The organism is Streptomyces sp. NPDC007808 (genome assembly GCF_042868655.1).
Classification (GTDB): domain Bacteria; phylum Actinomycetota; class Actinomycetes; order Streptomycetales; family Streptomycetaceae; genus Streptomyces.
On record NZ_JBIAEQ010000002.1, the window covers coordinates 737,287 to 753,993 of the forward strand.

14 protein-coding genes are annotated in these 16,707 nt (G+C 69.4%); 4 read left to right on the top strand and 10 right to left on the bottom strand.

The window, feature by feature from the left end; all coding sequences use genetic code 11:
- Positions 1 to 117: 117 nt before the first annotated feature.
- The 3 genes from ACFYNL_RS09560 to ACFYNL_RS09570 are packed head-to-tail and all read left to right on the top strand — an operon-like array spanning position 118 to position 3,951.
- A complete protein-coding gene (locus ACFYNL_RS09560) occupies positions 118 to 1,200 on the top strand; it encodes a trypsin-like peptidase domain-containing protein (RefSeq protein WP_388799239.1) in 1,083 nt (360 codons plus the stop codon).
- Positions 1,197 to 1,850: a DUF2225 domain-containing protein gene (locus ACFYNL_RS09565; RefSeq protein ID WP_388799242.1), complete on the top strand. Its 654-nt coding sequence runs from the start codon at positions 1,197 to 1,199 to the stop codon at positions 1,848 to 1,850. The genes ACFYNL_RS09560 and ACFYNL_RS09565 overlap by 4 nt, the downstream gene beginning before the upstream one ends.
- 1 nt (position 1,851) lies before the next feature.
- Positions 1,852 to 3,951: a hypothetical protein gene (locus ACFYNL_RS09570; RefSeq protein ID WP_388799245.1), complete on the top strand. Its 2,100-nt coding sequence runs from the start codon at positions 1,852 to 1,854 to the stop codon at positions 3,949 to 3,951.
- A gap of 60 nt (positions 3,952 to 4,011) precedes the next feature.
- Here ACFYNL_RS09570 and ACFYNL_RS09575 read toward each other — a convergent pair whose 3' ends face one another.
- Together ACFYNL_RS09575 and ACFYNL_RS09580 are read right to left on the bottom strand one after the other, a co-directional pair.
- Positions 4,012 to 4,812 carry a cation transporter gene (locus ACFYNL_RS09575; protein WP_388799248.1) on the bottom strand — a complete coding sequence of 267 codons (801 nt, stop codon included), beginning with the start codon at positions 4,810 to 4,812 and terminating at the stop codon, positions 4,012 to 4,014.
- Positions 4,812 to 5,147 carry an ArsR/SmtB family transcription factor gene (locus ACFYNL_RS09580; RefSeq protein WP_388799251.1) on the bottom strand — a complete coding sequence of 112 codons (336 nt, stop codon included), beginning with the start codon at positions 5,145 to 5,147 and terminating at the stop codon, positions 4,812 to 4,814. Before ACFYNL_RS09580 ends, ACFYNL_RS09575 begins: the two co-directional genes overlap by 1 nt.
- A gap of 73 nt (positions 5,148 to 5,220) precedes the next feature.
- On the opposite strand from ACFYNL_RS09580, the gene ACFYNL_RS09585 reads away from it, so the two are divergent.
- Complete coding sequence (locus ACFYNL_RS09585; RefSeq protein WP_388799254.1) at positions 5,221 to 5,649, top strand: hypothetical protein; 429 nt, start codon at positions 5,221 to 5,223, stop codon at positions 5,647 to 5,649.
- A gap of 56 nt (positions 5,650 to 5,705) precedes the next feature.
- On the opposite strand, the gene ACFYNL_RS09590 is transcribed toward ACFYNL_RS09585, so the two are convergent.
- The 8 genes from ACFYNL_RS09590 to ACFYNL_RS09625 all read right to left on the bottom strand — a co-directional run bounded on the left by ACFYNL_RS09590 (position 5,706) and on the right by ACFYNL_RS09625 (position 16,665).
- Positions 5,706 to 6,350, bottom strand: coding sequence for a hypothetical protein (locus tag ACFYNL_RS09590; RefSeq protein ID WP_388799257.1), 645 nt, complete (start codon positions 6,348 to 6,350; stop codon positions 5,706 to 5,708).
- 131 nt (positions 6,351 to 6,481) lie between these two features.
- The gene (locus ACFYNL_RS09595; RefSeq protein WP_388799260.1) at positions 6,482 to 8,455 is read right to left on the bottom strand and encodes a TIGR03960 family B12-binding radical SAM protein; all 1,974 of its coding nucleotides are present in this window, start codon (positions 8,453 to 8,455) and stop codon (positions 6,482 to 6,484) included.
- An 80-nt stretch (positions 8,456 to 8,535) separates the two neighbouring features.
- Positions 8,536 to 10,044 carry a CHAD domain-containing protein gene (locus ACFYNL_RS09600; RefSeq protein ID WP_388799264.1) on the bottom strand — a complete coding sequence of 503 codons (1,509 nt, stop codon included), beginning with the start codon at positions 10,042 to 10,044 and terminating at the stop codon, positions 8,536 to 8,538.
- A 74-nt stretch (positions 10,045 to 10,118) separates the two neighbouring features.
- A complete protein-coding gene (gene rodA / locus ACFYNL_RS09605; protein ID WP_388799267.1) occupies positions 10,119 to 11,318 on the bottom strand; it encodes a rod shape-determining protein RodA in 1,200 nt (399 codons plus the stop codon).
- Positions 11,315 to 13,576: a penicillin-binding protein 2 gene (gene mrdA, locus ACFYNL_RS09610; protein WP_388799270.1), complete on the bottom strand. Its 2,262-nt coding sequence runs from the start codon at positions 13,574 to 13,576 to the stop codon at positions 11,315 to 11,317. Before mrdA ends, rodA begins: the two co-directional genes overlap by 4 nt.
- 136 nt (positions 13,577 to 13,712) lie before the next feature.
- Positions 13,713 to 14,393, bottom strand: a complete 681-nt coding sequence (mreD, locus tag ACFYNL_RS09615) for a rod shape-determining protein MreD (protein ID WP_388799273.1) — start codon at positions 14,391 to 14,393, stop codon at positions 13,713 to 13,715.
- Positions 14,394 to 14,406: 13 nt separating this feature from the next.
- On the bottom strand, positions 14,407 to 15,456 hold the full coding sequence (gene mreC / locus ACFYNL_RS09620) for a rod shape-determining protein MreC (protein ID WP_388799276.1): 1,050 nt from the start codon (positions 15,454 to 15,456) through the stop codon (positions 14,407 to 14,409).
- Between the two features lie 189 nt (positions 15,457 to 15,645).
- Complete coding sequence (locus ACFYNL_RS09625) at positions 15,646 to 16,665, bottom strand: rod shape-determining protein MreB (RefSeq protein ID WP_019756228.1); 1,020 nt, start codon at positions 16,663 to 16,665, stop codon at positions 15,646 to 15,648.
- Positions 16,666 to 16,707: the final 42 nt, after the last annotated feature.

Genomic DNA, 16,707 nt, shown 5'->3' on the forward strand with positions numbered 1-16,707 from the left:
CACACCGTGTCCCGGCAGTTGCCGGGCACCGGCGACCGGTCACGGATACCGTGGGCGCTGAGCCCGCTGTGACGCTGGTCGCTGGGGCGTGCGAACGGCCCGAAGGGGGACTGCCGGATGGTCGAACGGGCTCCGGAGGACAGGACGGCGCTGATCGCCGTACTGAAGGAGTTACCGGAGTTCGCCCGGGAGGCCGATCGGGGCGAGTTCGTGCGGAACGCGGGGCTGGCGCCGCTCGCCACCCATGTCGACCTCAGTGGTTCGCCGTACGTGGCGGCGAGCAGGCTGGTGACCCACGCTCTCGCGTACGGGCGAATCTCCCCGGAACACGAGGCACTCGGGCGGATCGTCAACGAGCTGACCCTGCTCGTGGGCGTCGAGCAGCGCACCCTCCTCACCGGAATCCTCGACCGCTACGGCCTCATGGTTCCGGTGGCGGCCCGACCCGAGCCGAGAGGAACCCTGAGCGACCGGGACGTCGCCCGGTTCCAGGAGAAGATCATCGGCGAGAACACGCTGCGGCCCGTGTCCTTCCTGGCCGAGGGCCTGCGCGCCGCGGCCGCCGTCGCATACGTCGAGACCAGGGTGGGACCCCGCAGTTGGTCGGGCACGGGCTTCCTCGTCGCGCCCGGCCTCCTGCTGACGAACCACCACGTCATCGGTGACGAAGAGCAGTTACGCGGATCCGTTTTCCGCTTCGGTTTCGAGGACGACGCCGAAGGCCGCCCCCGACCGGTCAGCGAGTACCGGGCAGCCGAGGGCGGCCTGCTGCACACGAGCCCGGGCGACGAACTGGACTACTCCCTCATCGCGATCGACGGGCAGCCCGGGCGCGAGTGGGGGTGGCTGAGCGCGTCGAGGACCGCACCACGGACCGGAGACCGGGTCAACATCGTGCAGCATCCGGCCGGGCAGCCCAAACAGGTCGCCCTGCAGCACAACCGGATCGCCTATCAGGGAGGGGACGTCGTGCAGTACCTGACGTCCACGCTCCCCGGCTCCTCGGGCTCCCCGGTACTGGACGACCACTGGCAGGTGGTGGCGATCCACCACAGTGGGGGCAGGATTCCCGAGCCGACGACCGGCCGGTTCTTCTACCGCAACGAGGGCATCCTGCTCTCGAGTGTGCTCGACCACCTTCCCGGCGAGCTGCGCAGGCAGACCGGCGTTCCCGCCTTCGTCTCAGGGGGCCTTGGATGACCACTCTCTTCCCGCGTGACTTCGACTGCCCCAATTGCGGAACTCGGTTCGAGTCCTACGTCACCGGCAGCACCAACAACCTGGGCGGCGTCACCACCGACTTCCGGGAGATCGCGGGCGGTTCCCAGCCGGACAGGGGCTTCATCCACACCTGCGACAACTGCGGGTTCACCGGCGGCAGCGACGCTTTCGAGGGCAGCGTGGACGAGAAGGTGTCCCGGCTCATCGCCGAGCGCATCACCCCCCTGGTACGCGACGAGCGCTCCTCGGCCTCACGCCGCTTCGAGTACGCCGCGTGGATCGCCAAATGGCGGGGCCTGGACTCGGAGGTCATCGGAAGCCTGTACCTACGGGCCGCTTGGGCATGGGGCGACGAACCGGAGGTGGAGAACGCCGAGGGCCAGGACTACCTGCGCCGACAGGCGATCGAGCACTTCGAGAGGGCGGTCGAGGACAACTCCGTCACCGGTGAGCACGCCCAGACCATCAAGTACCTGATCGGCGAGCAGTACCGCAGGGTCGGTGAACCCGAGACGGCGGCGCTCTGGTACGACCGCGTGGTCGCGGAAGCCGGACACGACCCGGAGCAGCGCAGGCTCGCCGACCTCGCCCTGCAGCAGAAGACCCGTCCCGAGGAATTCCTGCGCTGAGATGACCGACCCGCCCCACCGAGCCGTACCGGGCCGAATACGTCAGCAGGCACAGCGTCTGCTGCGCCGTGTCCCGGGCATCGACAGACCCGGCCTGCGCCAAGCCCTGCTCCAGGACGCCGCGTTCGACACGGACCTTCTCGACAGCATTCCCGTGGACGGCTCGACCATCGAGTTCTGTGCCGTGGTCGTGGACCGTTGCGCCCGCCACCACCACGCACCCGGCACCGAGCCCCCGCTGGTGTCGATTCTGCGCGCCGCCACGGAGTTGGTCGGGTCCCCGCTCGACAGCGAACTCCTCACACTGGCACGGGAGATCACGGCAATCGCCGCCTCGGAGGTGTCCGAGGACCGCACGCTGGACGACTTCCTCGACGAACTCGGCCTCGACCGCCACGCGGAGGCCAGTCCGTACGCCCAGCTCACCTCGGTGTTCGTGCCTCCCCAGCAGTACGACGACATCGTCGCCATCCTCGAACGTCACCACGTCGTGTTCATCGTGGGCGATCCGCACGTCGGCAAGACCTTCACCGCCGTCGAACTGTTGTGGAGGCTCTACTCGCGGTCCGGGTTCTCTCCCAGCTGGGTGAACTCCCAGCAGCTCAGTCTGGCGCTGAGCACATCACCGGGCAGGTTCGAGGACCGGCTCGCCAAACTGTTCCCGAACGACCACGCCATATATCTGGAGGACCCTTTCGGGGCGACGGTCCCCATCGACATGCCGGAGTTCGTCACCAACCTGCGGCGGTTCCTGGACCTGGTGGCCGCCAGAAGGTGCCGGGTCGTCATCACGTCGCGCTCCGCCGTCTTCGACAAGGTGATCATCGACTCCTTCGCCGACTACACGATCACCCTGAGCCAGCGACTCGCCGTGGAGACCGCGTACACCACCGACCAGTTGAAGATGATCGCCGAGCGGTACGTCGCCTGCTACCGCCCGCGCTGGACTCCCGTGTCGGCGTCCGTCATCACCCGCATCACCGACGCCCTGCCCGTACCGCACAACGTCGAACTGTTCATCCGTAACACCGGGGACGTCCCGGACGCCGAAGAAGCACTGACACGGCTGCCCGGCTATCGGGACGTCTCCTCGGAATTCGGCCGGCAGGTCCGGCTTCTGCCCCTGGTGGAACAGGCATTCCTGTATCTCGTCGCCACCTTGTCCTCGGAGCACGTCGATCGGGAGACGGTCCGCCGACTCTTCGATGCCGCGGTCCGGGACGGCGACCTCGGCCACGTGGGGATCACCTCCTTCGACATGGCCCTCGACGCGGTGAGCGACTACGTCCTGTGGCACGGCACCCCGACCGGCGGATACCTCGCCCTGCGGCATCCCAGCATCGAGGAGGGGCTCGACCGCTGCGTCCGCGCCGACCCGCAGCTCACCGAGGTCGTCCGGCGACTGGTGCGGCGGATGGCCGACAGCGCCGGCGTCGGGGTGCGCAGCTCCGCCCTGCACGGCTTCCTCCGGCATGCCGACATCATGTGGACCGCCCCCTGGGGCCAGCGCATCTTCCGGGAGTTCCTGGACGCTTCCGACGTCGCGATCCGCCAGGCCGCACGGAACCGGCTGATCTCCGACTTCGGAAAGGTGCCCGCACCGGCGCGCGTACCGCTGCTCTCGTACATCGAGGCGACGTGGAACGAGCGCTATCTGCTGCGGCTGGTGCTGATCGCCCCCGTCGCCGAATCCTGGCGGGAGCGCATCCTCGGACGGCTGCTGGACACCTGGGACGACTGGGTCCGGTTCCGCGTCGCCCGCAACCTGGCCCACCTGTTCAAGGACCCCGCGAACGACCCGGCGGTCCGCCGGCTGCTGACCGACCCGACCCGACAGATCGCCAGGGCCGCCGGCGTGGAACTCGTGCACGTACTCGCCCGACGCCCCGCTGCCCCCGACTGGCAGGCGATCAGACTGCTGCGCGACACCGGTCTGGCGACGACCTCGCCCGAGATCGCCCACCGGATCGACGCCCTGCTCAACGCCGCCCGCACCACCTCCGCCGAGATACCCGCGGACCTGCTCCCCCTCCTCCTGCCCCACCCACCGGACCCCGGCAACCCCACCTCCCGGGCCCCGAGCGGGCCGGGGCCCGCCTAGCGCAGGCCCTACTACACGGCCGGGTGCCCCGAAGCCGCCGCCCTCGCCTCCGGCGCCAGGCTACTGGGCGCAGCAGTCGCAGCCGGGACGGCAACCGCACGCGTCCGTCCCGGTGTCGGCCGACGGCGTTGCCGAAGGGGCAGCCGGGGCACAGCAGCCTTCGCCGCGCCAGGCGTCGCGGCCTTCCTTGACGGCGATCGCGGCGATGACGAGGGCGGCGACGGGGTCGGCCCATGTCCAGCCGAGGGTGGCGTTGAGGACCAGGCCGGCCAGGAGGACGGCGGAGAGGTAGGTGCACAGCAGGGTCTGTTTGGAGTCGGCGACCGCAGAGGCGGAGCCGAGTTCGCGTCCGGCGCGCCGCTGGGCGGCGGACAGGAAGGGCATCACGGCGAGCGACAGGGCGGCGAGGACGATGCCGGGAACGGAGCGTTCGGCCTCTGCGGTGCCGGTGAGGGCGCGGGCGGCGTCGACGGTGACGTAGGCGGCCAGGGTGAGGAACGAGAAGGCGATGATCCGCAGGGTCGTCTTCTCGCGTGCCTCGCGTACGGCGTGGTCGCGGGCGGAGAACTGCCAGGCGACCGCGGCGGCGGAGGAGACCTCGATGACGGAGTCCAGGCCGAAGCCGATCAGCGCGGTGGAGGAGGCGATCGTCCCGGCCGTGATCGCGACGATCGCCTCGACGATGTTGTAGGTGAGGGTCGCGGCGACCAGCAGGCGTATCCGTCGGGCGAGTGCGTCGCGGCGGGCGAGTGGGGCGCGTCGGGCCGGGGCCGCGGACGGAGACGGGGACGGGGACGCGGCCGGGGACGCGGCCGGGGACGGGCCGAGGGGCGTCGATATTCCGGGTGTCTCGGAGGCCATCAGCAGCAGCCCTTTTCCGCGGCGTCGGCACACGTCCTGTCCGCCTCGACCGCGACCACGGCCGTGCGCAGGTCGTCCAGGGCGTGGCCGAGGCGTTCGTCGGCGAGCTCGTACCGGGTGCGCCGTCCGTCGGGCACGGTGACGACGAGGCCGCAGTCCCGAAGACAGGCCAGGTGGTTCGACAGCCTGGTACGGGAGACGCCGAGCACGTCGGCGAGGTCCGCGGGGTAGGCGGGGGCCTCGCGGAGCGCGAGCAGGATGCGGCAGCGGATGGGGTCGGCGAGCGCGCGACCGAAACGGACCAGGACCTCGATATCGGGGGCGAGAGTCAGCACCCGTCCACGGTACAGAGAATCCTGAATTCAGGAAATCATGGACTCGCCCGACCTCCGAGCCGTCAGTACACCCGTGTGTCAGTACACCCGCGCGCGCCCACAGGTCCCCCTGCCCAACCCGGACAAGGTGAACTGCGACGAGGTTCCGTTCGCCTCGACGTACGAGACCGTCGGCCTGCCCGCTTCCGCCGGCGGGTTGAACCCGGCCGGCACGGCCGGCGGCGGCGAATGCATCCAGACCGTGGCGGCGAAGGCCGACGACGGCAGTGAGCACCTCCTGGACGACACGCGCTACGACGCACCGACGTTCAGCGAGAAGTGCGGCCGTTCCTCGATGTCGGGGTACGTCAACCAGGGTGCGATGAACAAGTACGGCAATGAGTTCCTGGCGCAGATGCGGGTCATCGACGGCGACGCGTTCGCCATCGACCCGGGCGTTTCGTGGTTCAGGGGCTGCAGCACCGGTGCGGCGACGCTCGTCTGCGAGATGAAGAAGCCGTAGCCCCCGCACACCGGCCCGGGGCCCGTCAGCCAGAAGGGTCCCGGGCAGTGGCACGCTCAGTGCACGGGGTGCCAGTGCTCCAACGCATCGTCCAGCAGTGGAGCCTCTGGGTCGTCCCAGATCAGACAGCCCCACACCAGGCCGGGCACATCGGGGCCCATGGCGTCCGCCGGCCCCTCGGTGAGCGTGCGGTGAACGGCCTCCAGATAGGCGGCGATCGACGGATACCCGGGCTTGTCACACGCGAGATCGTCCGGCAGCGACCAGGAGCCGACGCCGTCCTCGCCCACGTAGAGCCCCGACTCGGGTCCCGCCTCGTCGCCGGTCAGCCAAGGCACCACCGCGGAGCCCCACATGTCGCCGCGCCCGACCTCCGGCAGCCGCGGCCGCAGCGCATCCTCCGGACCGAGCAGAACCCCGCCCGGCAGGAACGCCCCCGAACCGACCTCGCCCGCTTCCTCGTTGGCCTCGATGTACTGGTGCTCCACACCGCCGCACAGCCGCCACAGCGCCGCCAGTTCCACGGGCAGCCCGAACCCGACGGCATGCCTCAGGCGGGAGTCGGCCGCGGCGATCTCCTCCTCCGTCGCAGGCGCAAGGAGAGAAGCGTAGGAGACGGGCGCATGCTCGACGAGCCAGCCGGTCACCTTCCGCCAGGCAGCCGCGACCCGATCGACCTCACTGGTGCGTTGAACAGACATTCGCCCACGGTAGCCGCCGCCATGCCCGACTCACCACGCCCGAGGCAAGGAGCGTCCTGAGCGGCCGAAAGGTTGCCCCCTCGCCCTCACCCACTCCCGCCGGTGCCGCAACCACCCGTCGACCACCCCCCTCAGTGGGAGTGACCACCAGGCGCCGACGCAGCGTTCTTGACCGTCAGAGGCAGCAGCTTCTTGCCGGTGGGGCCGATCTGGATGTGCGTGTCCATCTGCGGGCACACCCCGCAGTCGAAGCACGGCGTCCAGCGGCAGTCCTCCACCTCGGTCTCGTCGAGGGCGTCCTGCCAGTCCTCCCAGAGCCAGTCCTTGTCGAGGCCCGAGTCGAGGTGGTCCCAGGGCAGGACCTCCTCGTAGCCGCGCTCGCGGGTGGTGTACCAGTCGACGTCGACGCCGAAGGGGGCCAGCGCCTTGTCGGCGCAGCTCATCCAGCGGTCGTACGAGAAGTGCTCGCGCCAGCCGTCGAAGCGGCCGCCGTCGTCGTACACCGCGCGGATGACGGCGCCGATGCGGCGGTCGCCGCGGGAGAGCAGGCCCTCGACGATGCCGGGCTTGCCGTCGTGGTAGCGGAAGCCGATGGAGCGGCCGTACTTCTTGTCGCCGCGGATCTTGTCGCGGAGCTTCTCCAGGCGGGCGTCGGTCTCCTCGGCGGAGAGCTGCGGGGCCCACTGGAAGGGGGTGTGGGGCTTGGGCACGAAGCCGCCGATCGAGACCGTGCAGCGGATGTCGTTCGAACGGGAGACCTCGCGCCCCTTGGCGATGACCTTGGTCGCCATGTCGGCGATCTGCAGGACGTCGTCGTCGGTCTCGGTCGGCAGGCCGCACATGAAGTACAGCTTCACCTGGCGCCAGCCGTTGCCGTAGGCGGTGGCGACCGTGCGGATCAGGTCGTCCTCGGAGACCATCTTGTTGATGACCTTGCGGATGCGCTCGGAGCCGCCCTCGGGGGCGAAGGTGAGGCCGGAGCGACGGCCGTTGCGGGTCAGTTCGTTCGCCAGGTCGATGTTGAAGGCGTCGACGCGGGTGGACGGCAGGGAGAGGCCGATCTTGTCTTCCTCGTAGCGGTCGGCCAGGCCCTTGGCGATGTCGCCGATCTCGCTGTGGTCGGCCGACGACAGGGACAGCAGGCCGACCTCCTCGAAGCCCGTCGCCTTCAGGCCCTTGTCGACCATGTCGCCGATGCCCGTGATCGAGCGCTCGCGGACCGGGCGCGTGATCATGCCGGCCTGGCAGAAGCGGCAGCCCCGCGTGCAGCCGCGGAAGATCTCGACCGACATGCGCTCGTGGACCGTCTCGGCCAGGGGGACGAGGGGCTGCTTGGGGTAGGGCCACTCGTCGAGGTCCATGACCGTGTGCTTGGACACACGCCACGGGACACCGGACTTGTTGGGTACGACACGGGCGATGCGGCCGTCGGGGAGGTACTCCACGTCGTAGAACGCGGGGATGTACACCCCGCCGGTCTTCGCCAGGCGGAAGAGGACCTCCTCGCGGCCGCCGGGCCGGCCCTCCGCCTTCCACTCGCGGATGATCTTCGTCATGTCGAGCACGGCCTGCTCGCCGTCGCCGATGACGGCGGCGTCGATGAAGTCGGCGATCGGCTCGGGGTTGAAGGCGGCGTGGCCGCCCGCCAGGACGATCGGGTCGTCGATCGTGCGGTCCTTGGACTCCAGCGGGATGCCGGCCAGGTCCAGGGCCGTGAGCATGTTCGTGTAGCCCAGCTCGGTGGAGAAGGACAGGCCGAACACGTCGAAGGCCTTCACCGGCCGGTGGCTGTCCACCGTGAACTGCGGGACGCCGTGCTCCCGCATCAAGGCCTCCAGGTCCGGCCACACGCTGTACGTGCGCTCGGCGAGGACGCCCTCCTGCTCGTTCAGGACCTCGTAAAGGATCATGACGCCCTGGTTGGGCAGCCCGACCTCGTACGCGTCCGGGTACATGAGCGCCCAGCGGACGTCACAGGACTCCCACGGCTTGACCGTGGAGTTGAGCTCTCCGCCGACGTACTGGATCGGCTTCTGCACATGCGGGAGCAGAGCTTCGAGCTGCGGAAACACGGACTCAGCGGCCGCAGCGGCTTCGGCAGACATCTCGCGAACCTTCGTGAGCTGGACTGAACTGACAGGGGTGACCATCTAGCCTAACGCGACCGCGACGGCCCCCAGCACGCTCAGATGCCGGCTCCGGCCTTCGCCCGTGCCCAGACCTCCGGCAGCGCCTCCTCGCCCGCCGCCGCGCGCTGCTCCTCCCGCGCGTACAGCAACCCGTACGTGAACGAGGGCTCCCCCGCCGCGTGCGCCTGCCGTGAGAGCTCCCGCAGGGCCTGCCGGGCCATGACGCTGTCCTGGTGGTCGCCGAGCAGGTTCTGCAACTTCTTCATCGACCGCACCAGCCCGGCGGCCGGGTCGCCCAGCGCCGGGACCGCGGTCTCCGCCGCGTACCGCGTGCGCTTGGCCTTCTTGCGTGCCTCGTGCAGCGCGAGGTCCCGGTCCTGCCCGGGTTCCAGTGCGAGCGCCTGCTCGACCAGCCGGGACACCTTGGCGAAGTCCTTCCGCACGGCTTTGCTGATCACCTTCTTCGGTTTACGGCCGGCCGCCTTCAGCAGGGGCGGGTCGGTGAGGAGGGCGTCAAGGGCTTCCAGCAGCCGCAGGTACCTCTCCCCGTCCAGCACCTTGACCAGCCGTCGTCGTGACCCTCCGCGCCTGGCGTACGACCAGGTGCGCAGCCGGGTGCGCACCGGTCCGATCATCAGGGCCCGGGGCAGTTCGTCGACGGCGGACGTCAGCCGCTCGGTCAGCACTTCCTGGTCCCGGTCGACCCCGAGTTCCCCGGCCAGCCACTTCAGCTCCTCGCCCACCGGGTCGGTCACCGCCCGGTCGAGGACCTTGCCGTAGGACTTCAGGGCGCTGCGCAACCGGCGTGTGGCGACCCTCATCCGGTGCACGGAGTCGACCACGTCCCGCCGCACGGCCGGGTCGAGCGCGACGACGTCGTCCCGCTGGGCGCGGAGGTAGGCGAGGACGTGATCACCAGCGGTGACCGGCTCCTCGGTCGCCTCCGCCTTCTTGCCCCGCTTCTTCCTCGGTGTCGTCTCCGCCAGGGCGCGCTGCAGCTTCGAGGCCGACGAGGACGGCCGCACCCCTGCCTTCCTCAGCCGCTTGTCGATCTTGTCGAGGAATGCCGGGTCACCGCCGTCCGCCAGTTCCACCTCGATCTCGGTCCACTGTGCGGTACGGCTGCCCCCGCTGAGGCGTTCGGCCAGTACGGCGTCCACGCTGACCTCGGCGAGCAGCCGACCGTCGGCGTCGACGAGGTGCCGCACGTCGCGGTCGGAGCGCAGCCGGACCACGGGCACCAGTTCGGCCTCCCGGACGCGGGAGCGGACGAGGCCGGCGAGGCCGCGGGGCAGGGTGTCGGACAGCGGGGCCTGGATCTCGTCCCGTACGTCCTGGGCGACGGGAAACTTCAGATGCCAGCCCGCGTCGGACCCGCCCGTCCTGCGGCGCAGCGTGACCGCCGAGGCGGCGAGGCGTTCGTCGGCGGTGTCGTAGTAGACGGCGTCCAGCTGCGCGACCCCCTTGTCGATGACGGCCGCGACCCCGGCGACGCCGGTCAGATCGGGCAGGCCGCTGTCATCGGATTCATACTTCCGCTCGATTTCACGCTTGGTGTCCGCCATGACCTGAATCTAGTGGGAGTCTCGACGGGACGACAGAGCCTCCCGGCCTGAGCTCGGCCTGAGCCCGGCCGGGCTCAGGCCGACATCGGCCGTTGCACGCGGATCGACTGCAGCAAGCCCACCGCCACCCACACCGCGAACATCGACGATCCGCCGTAGGACACGAACGGCAACGGCAGACCGGTCACCGGCATGATCCCGAGCGTCATCCCGATGTTCTCGAACGACTGGAAGGCGAACCACGCCACGATGCCCGCCGCCACGATCGTCCCGTACAGCTCGGTCGTCTCACGCGCGATACGGCAGGCCCGCCACAGGATCACGCCGAGCAGCAGGATGATCAGCCCGCCACCGACGAAGCCCAGTTCCTCGCCCGCCACGGTGAAGACGAAGTCGGTCTGCTGTTCGGGGACGAACTGTCCGGTCGTCTGCGAGCCGTGGAACAGCCCGGCACCGGTGAGCCCGCCCGAACCGATCGCGATACGCGCCTGGTTGGTGTTGTAGCCGACGCCCGCCGGATCGAGCTCCGGGTTGGCGAAGGCCGCGAAACGGGCGATCTGGTAGTCGTCCAGGACGCCCAGCTGCCAGACCGTGATCGCCCCCAAGGTGCCCGTGCCGATCAGGCCGAAGACCCAGCGGTTGGAGGCGCCGGACGCGAGCAGCACGCCCAGCACGATCACCACCATCACCATGACCGAGCCGAGGTCGGGCATGAGCAGCACGATCAGCATCGGCACCGCGGCCAGGCCCAGCGCCTGCACCACCGTGCGGTGGTCGGGGTACTGCTTGTCCCCCGCGTCCACTCTCGTCGCCAGCAGCATCGCCATGCCCAGGATGATCGTGACCTTCACGAACTCGGAGGGCTGCAGGGAGAAGCCGCCGGGGAGCTTGATCCAGGAGTGGGCGCCGTTGATGGTGGAGCCGAGTGGGGTGAGCACCAGCAGGATCAGGAAGACCGAGACGCCGTACAGGATCGGCACGGCCGTGCGCAGGGTGCGGTGGCCGAGCCAGACCGTGCCGACCATCAGGGCCAGGCCGATGCCGGTGTTCAGCAGATGGCGGACCAGGAAGTAGTACTGGTCGCCCTGGTTGAGCTCGGTGCGGTTGCGGGTCGCCGAGTACACCAGGAGCGTGCCGAGCATCGACAGGGCCAGCGCCGCCAGCAGTATCGGCCAGTCGAGCCGGCGGGCGAGCGAGTCGCGGGCGAACAGGCGGGTCCAGCCCGCCCGTTCGGGCCCGTACCCGGAGACCTGGAAGCTGTTGGCGCCGGTCATGTGAGCATCCTCCGGCTTCCCCGCCTGCGGTTCCCGCGCCGTCGGCGCCGGGTGTCCCGGTTCTCCGGCGTCGGCGTCGACACCGTGCCGGCGAGCTGCTGCCCGTCCGGCGCGTCGCTGCCCTTCTGGCTGGCCCGCTGTTCCTTCGCCGGGTCCTTGCCGACCTTCGGCGAGGCGATGGTCCCGTCAGTCCGGACCTTCGGCAGGCTCTTCTGCGGCGTCGGCAGCAGCGCGTTCTTCTTGCTGATCGTGCCGTCGTCGGAGACGCCGTACAGCGCGTCGTAGATGTTGCGGACGGCCGGGCCCGAGGCCCCGGAGCCCGTACCACCCTGGGAGATCGTCATGACGACCGAGTAGTCCTTGGTGTACGTGGCGAACCACGAGGTCGTCTGCTTGCCGTAGACCTCCGCGGTACCGGTCTTGGCGTGCATCGGGATCTTGTCCTGGGGCCAGCCGACGTCCGCGAACCGCCAGGCGGCCGTACCGCGGGTGGCGACGCCGGCGAGGGCGTCATCCATCTCGGCCAGCGTCTGCCTGCTTATGGGCAGCTTGCCGTGGGGCTTGGGCTTGATCTCCTGGACGGTCCTGCCGTCGGCGCTGATGATGGCCTTGCCGACGGTCGGGTTGTACAGGGTGCCGCCGTTGGAGATGGCCGCGTAGATGGAGGCCATCTGGATCGGGGTGACCAGGGTGTCGCCCTGTCCGATGGAGTAGTTGACGGAGTCACCGGCGCGCAGGCGGTTGCCTTCGAGGCAGTTCTCGTAGGCGATGCGCTCGGCGTACGAGCCGCCCTTCTTGCCGTAGCGGCACCAGGCGTCCTTGTTGGCCTTCCAGTAGTCCTGCTTCCACTTGCGGTCCGGGACGCGCCCGGTGACCTCGTTGGGCAGGTCGATGCCGGTCTCCGCGCCGAGGCCGAACTGGTGCGCCGTCTTGTAGAACCAGTCCTGGGCGTTCTTCTTCGGCTTGGTGCCGCCGTCGCGCTTCCACTCCTGGTGGGAGAGCCGGTAGAAGACGGTGTCGCAGGAGACCTCCAGGGCCCGGCCGAGGCTGATCGGGCCGTACCCCTTGGACTCGAAGTTCTTGAAGACCTGGCCGCCGATCGAGTACGAGCTGGAGCATTCGTACGGGCCGTTGAAGGAGTAGCCGGCGTTGACCGCGGCGGCCGTGGGGATCACCTTGAAGACCGAGCCGGGGGCGGACTGGCCCTGGATGGCGCGGTTGAGCAACGGGTAGTTGGAGGACTTGCCGGTGAGCTTCTTGTAGTCCTTGGCGGAGATGCCCCCGACCCATGCGTTGGGGTCGTAGCTCGGGTTGGACGCCATGGCGACGATGCGACCGGTCTTGGTCTCCATCACCACGACCGCGCCCGAGTCGGCCTTGTACCGCTCGTTGGTGTTGCGGTCCCACTCCTTGCGGGCATCCTTCATCGCCTGGTTCAGCTCGTACTCGGCGACCCGCTGCACCCGGGCGTCGATGCTGGTGACCAGGTTGGAGCCGGCCTGTGCCGGGTCGGCCTTGGCCTGACCGATCACCCGGCCCAGGTTGTCGACCTCGTAGCGGGTCACGCCCGCCTTGCCGCGCAGTTCCTTGTCGTACTGACGCTCCAGGCCCGAGCGTCCCACCTGGTCCGAACGCAGGTACGGCGAGTCGCTGTCCTGCGCCTTCTGGAGCTCCTCGTCGGTGACGGGCGAGAGATAGCCCAGTACCTGGGCGGTGTTGGCGGCAGCCGGGCTCGGGTAGCGGCGCAGCGCCTGCGGCTCGGCGGTGATCCCGGGGAAGTCCTCCGCCCGCTCACGGATCTGCAGGGCCTGCTTGGGGGTGGCCTCGTCCGTGATCGGGATCGGCTGGTACGGCGAGCCGTTCCAGCACGGCTGCGGTGTCTCGGAGTCGCACAGCCGGACCTTGTCCATGACCTCCTTGGGCTTCATGCCCAGGACGCCGGCCAGCTTGGTCAGCACGCCCTTGCCGTCGTCCTTCATCTTCAGTAGGTCCGTGCGCGAGGCCGAGACCACCAGTCGTGTCTCGTTGTCGGCGAGCGCCACTCCGCGCGCGTCCAGGATCGAACCGCGTACGGCCGGCTGGACGACCTGCTGGACGTGGTTGCCCGACGCCTCCTTGGCGTAGGCGTCTCCCTCGCGGATCTGCAGGTACCACAGGCGCCCGCCGAGCGTGCCGAGGAGAGAGAGGACGAGGATCTGGATCACGACGAGCCGGATCTGGACGCGTGGCGTCCGCCCCGTCTCGGGAATGTTGGTCACGTCTGTCGCTCCCCCTCTCAGCGTGTGGACGGATGGGCGTGTACGAATGACGACGGACGGTGTACGAGTGAGGAACGACCGGCCCTCGCGGCGCGGTTCCGCCGATCCTCACCCGTTCCGGTGAACTCCTGTGCGGTCACAGTCGCTTGACCCCCTTGATGCGTCCGGCGCGCGCCGTCCGTGCCCGCACAGCCTTCACCTTCGGACCGCCCAGCCCGCCGCGCTGGCCGCCGATACGCAGGCCCGTGCCGCCGGAGAGCCAGCCGGAGGAGATGCTGGGCTTCTTCGCCTGGGAGTTGGACTCGGCGAGCGGGTCGTTCTCCGCGCGCCGCGCCAGCGCCATGATCCCGGGAACGACGAACGGCGCGAGCAGCAGGTCGTACAGCGCGGCCGTGAACAGCAGGCTGCCCAGGCCGACATGGCGGGCGGCGGTGTCGCCGACGAGGGCGCCGACACCGGCGTACAGCAGAGTCGAGCCGATGGCGGCGGCGACCACGACGACCATCGGTCCGGTGGCCGACTTCAGCCGGCCGTTCTCCGGCTTGGCGAGCCCGGCGAGGTAACCGATGACGCACAGCACCAGCGCGTAGCGACCGGCGGCGTGGTCGGCCGGCGGGGCGAGGTCGGCGAGCAGTCCGGCCCCGAAGCCGACGAGGGCGCCGCCGACATGGCCGTAGACCAGAGCGAGGCCCAGCACCGTCAGGAGCATCAGGTCGGGTACGGCGCCCGGGAGGTGGAGCCGGGCGAGGACGCTGACCTGGATCACCAGGGCGACGACGACCAGCGACGAGGAGAGCAGGATTCGGTTGACGCGCATCAGGCTTCAGCTCCTACTGCTCTTGCTCGTACTGGTTCTGGCCGTAGACCGGTGGCTCGTACGGCCCGTCTGCCTGCGGCTCGTTCTGCCCCTCGGTCAGAGGGTCGGTGCTGCCGTCCGCCCGCGGCTGGTCCTGGCCCTCGCCCGGGGCTTCGGCGCCCGGGGTGACGGTGACCGTCACGGTCGGCCTGGGGGTCGGCTTCGGCTTGTCGGGGAGCACCGTGTCGCGCGGGTCCTTCGCGGGGGCCCGGACGACGACGCCGACGATGTCGAGCTTGCTGAAGCCGACGTACGGCGTGACGTAGAGGGTGCGGGTCAGGTTGCCGCCGGACGGGTCGACGCGGGAGACGATGCCGACGGGGACGCCGGGCACGAAGGGCTTGTCGGCCTGGGAGCCGAAGGTGACGAGGCGGTCGCCCTTCTTCACCTCGGCCTTGCCGTTGAGGAGTTCGACGCGCAGCGGCCGGTCGCCCTGGCCGGAGGCGAAGCCGAGTTCGTCGCTGGACTCCATGCGGGTGCCGACGGTGAAGTCGGGGTCGTTGGCGAGGAGCACGGTCGCGGTGTTCGGGCCGACCGTCGTCACGCGCCCGACCAGGCCGTCCCCGTTCAGGACGGTCATGTCGCGCTGGATGCCGTCGTTGGCGCCGACGTCGATGGTGATCGTCCACGAGAAGCCCTGGGCCGCTCCTATGGCGATGACCTGGGCGCCCTTGATGCCGTACTGGCCCTCCCCGGCGATCTTGATCATCTTGTCGAGCTGCTTGAGCCTGCTGCGGTTGCGGTCGTCGCTGCCGAGCTTGGCCTTGAGGGCGGCGTTCTCCTGCTCCAGCCGGGCGAGCCGGTCGTGGCGCTCGCCCGAGTCGCGGATCGCGGCGACCGCGTTGCCGACCGGGTCGACCGCCGAGGACACACCGCTCTCGATCGGGCCGAAGACCGCGGCCGCGGCGGATCGGGCGCCGTCGACAGGGGAGTCCTCACCGCCGCGGATGTCCACCGTGATCAGCGCGAAAGCGATGGCGATCAGCAGCACCAGGAGCAGCCGGCTCTCTCGTGTGTCCCTCACGTGCGGCGGCCGTGCCCTTCCTCATAGGAATTCGGGAAACCCCCGGGAATAACCGCAAAGGGTCCGTATGGGGGTTCGTACGTGTGGTTCGTATGCGGGTTTCGAGGCTCTTCGGAAGCTTATGCCTCTATATCAACGATCCGCCGTACGAGAGGGGGTCGTCCCGTACGGCGGAATCGAAGAGTTACGTCATCTGCGCGGCTGGGCGTCCAGCACCTGCTGCAACGCCTCGAACTCCTCGACGCACTTGCCGGAGCCGAGCGCCACGCTGTCCAGCGGGTCCTCGGCGATGTGGATCGGCATGCCGGTCTCGCGCCGCAGCCGCTCGTCGAGACCACGCAGCAGCGCTCCGCCGCCGGTCAGAACGATTCCGCGGTCCATGATGTCGCCGGACAACTCGGGCGGGCACTTGTCGAGGGTCGTCTTCACCGCGTCCACGATCGCGTTGACCGGTTCCTCGATGGCCTTGCGTACTTCGGCCGCGGAGACGACGACGGTCTTCGGCAGCCCGGAGACGAGGTCCCGGCCACGGATCTCGGTGTGTTCGTCAGCATCGAGGTCGTACGCCGAACCGATCGTGATCTTGATCTGCTCGGCCGTGCGCTCACCCAGCAGAAGGGAGTACTCCTTCTTGATGTGCTGGATGATCGCGTTGTCGAGTTCGTCGCCCGCGACGCGGATGGACTGGGCGGTGACGATGCCGCCGAGGGAGATGACCGCGACCTCCGTGGTGCCGCCGCCGATGTCGACCACCATGTTGCCCGTGGCCTCGTGAACCGGCAGGCCGGAGCCGATGGCCGCCGCCATGGGCTCCTCGATGATGTGCACCTGACGGGCGCCGGCCTGGGACGACGCCTCGATGACGGCGCGGCGCTCGACACCGGTGATACCGGAGGGCACACAGACGACGACCCGCGGACGAGCCAGATACCGCCGCTTGTGGATCTTCAGGATGAAGTAGCGGAGCATCCGCTCGGTGATCTCGAAGTCGGCGATCACACCGTCCTTCAGCGGACGTACGGCAACGATGTTGCCGGGCGTGCGCCCGATCATCTTCTTCGCTTCGGCACCGACCGCGAGGATGCCACCGGTGTTGGTGTTGATCGCGACCACGGACGGCTCGTTGAGTACGATCCCGCGACCCCTGACGTACACCAGCGTGTTGGCGGTCCCGAGGTCGACAGCCATGTCACGGCCGATGAACGACATTGAGTTCCCCATCAGGATTCGTCTGGCCTTCCTGGGAGCTTT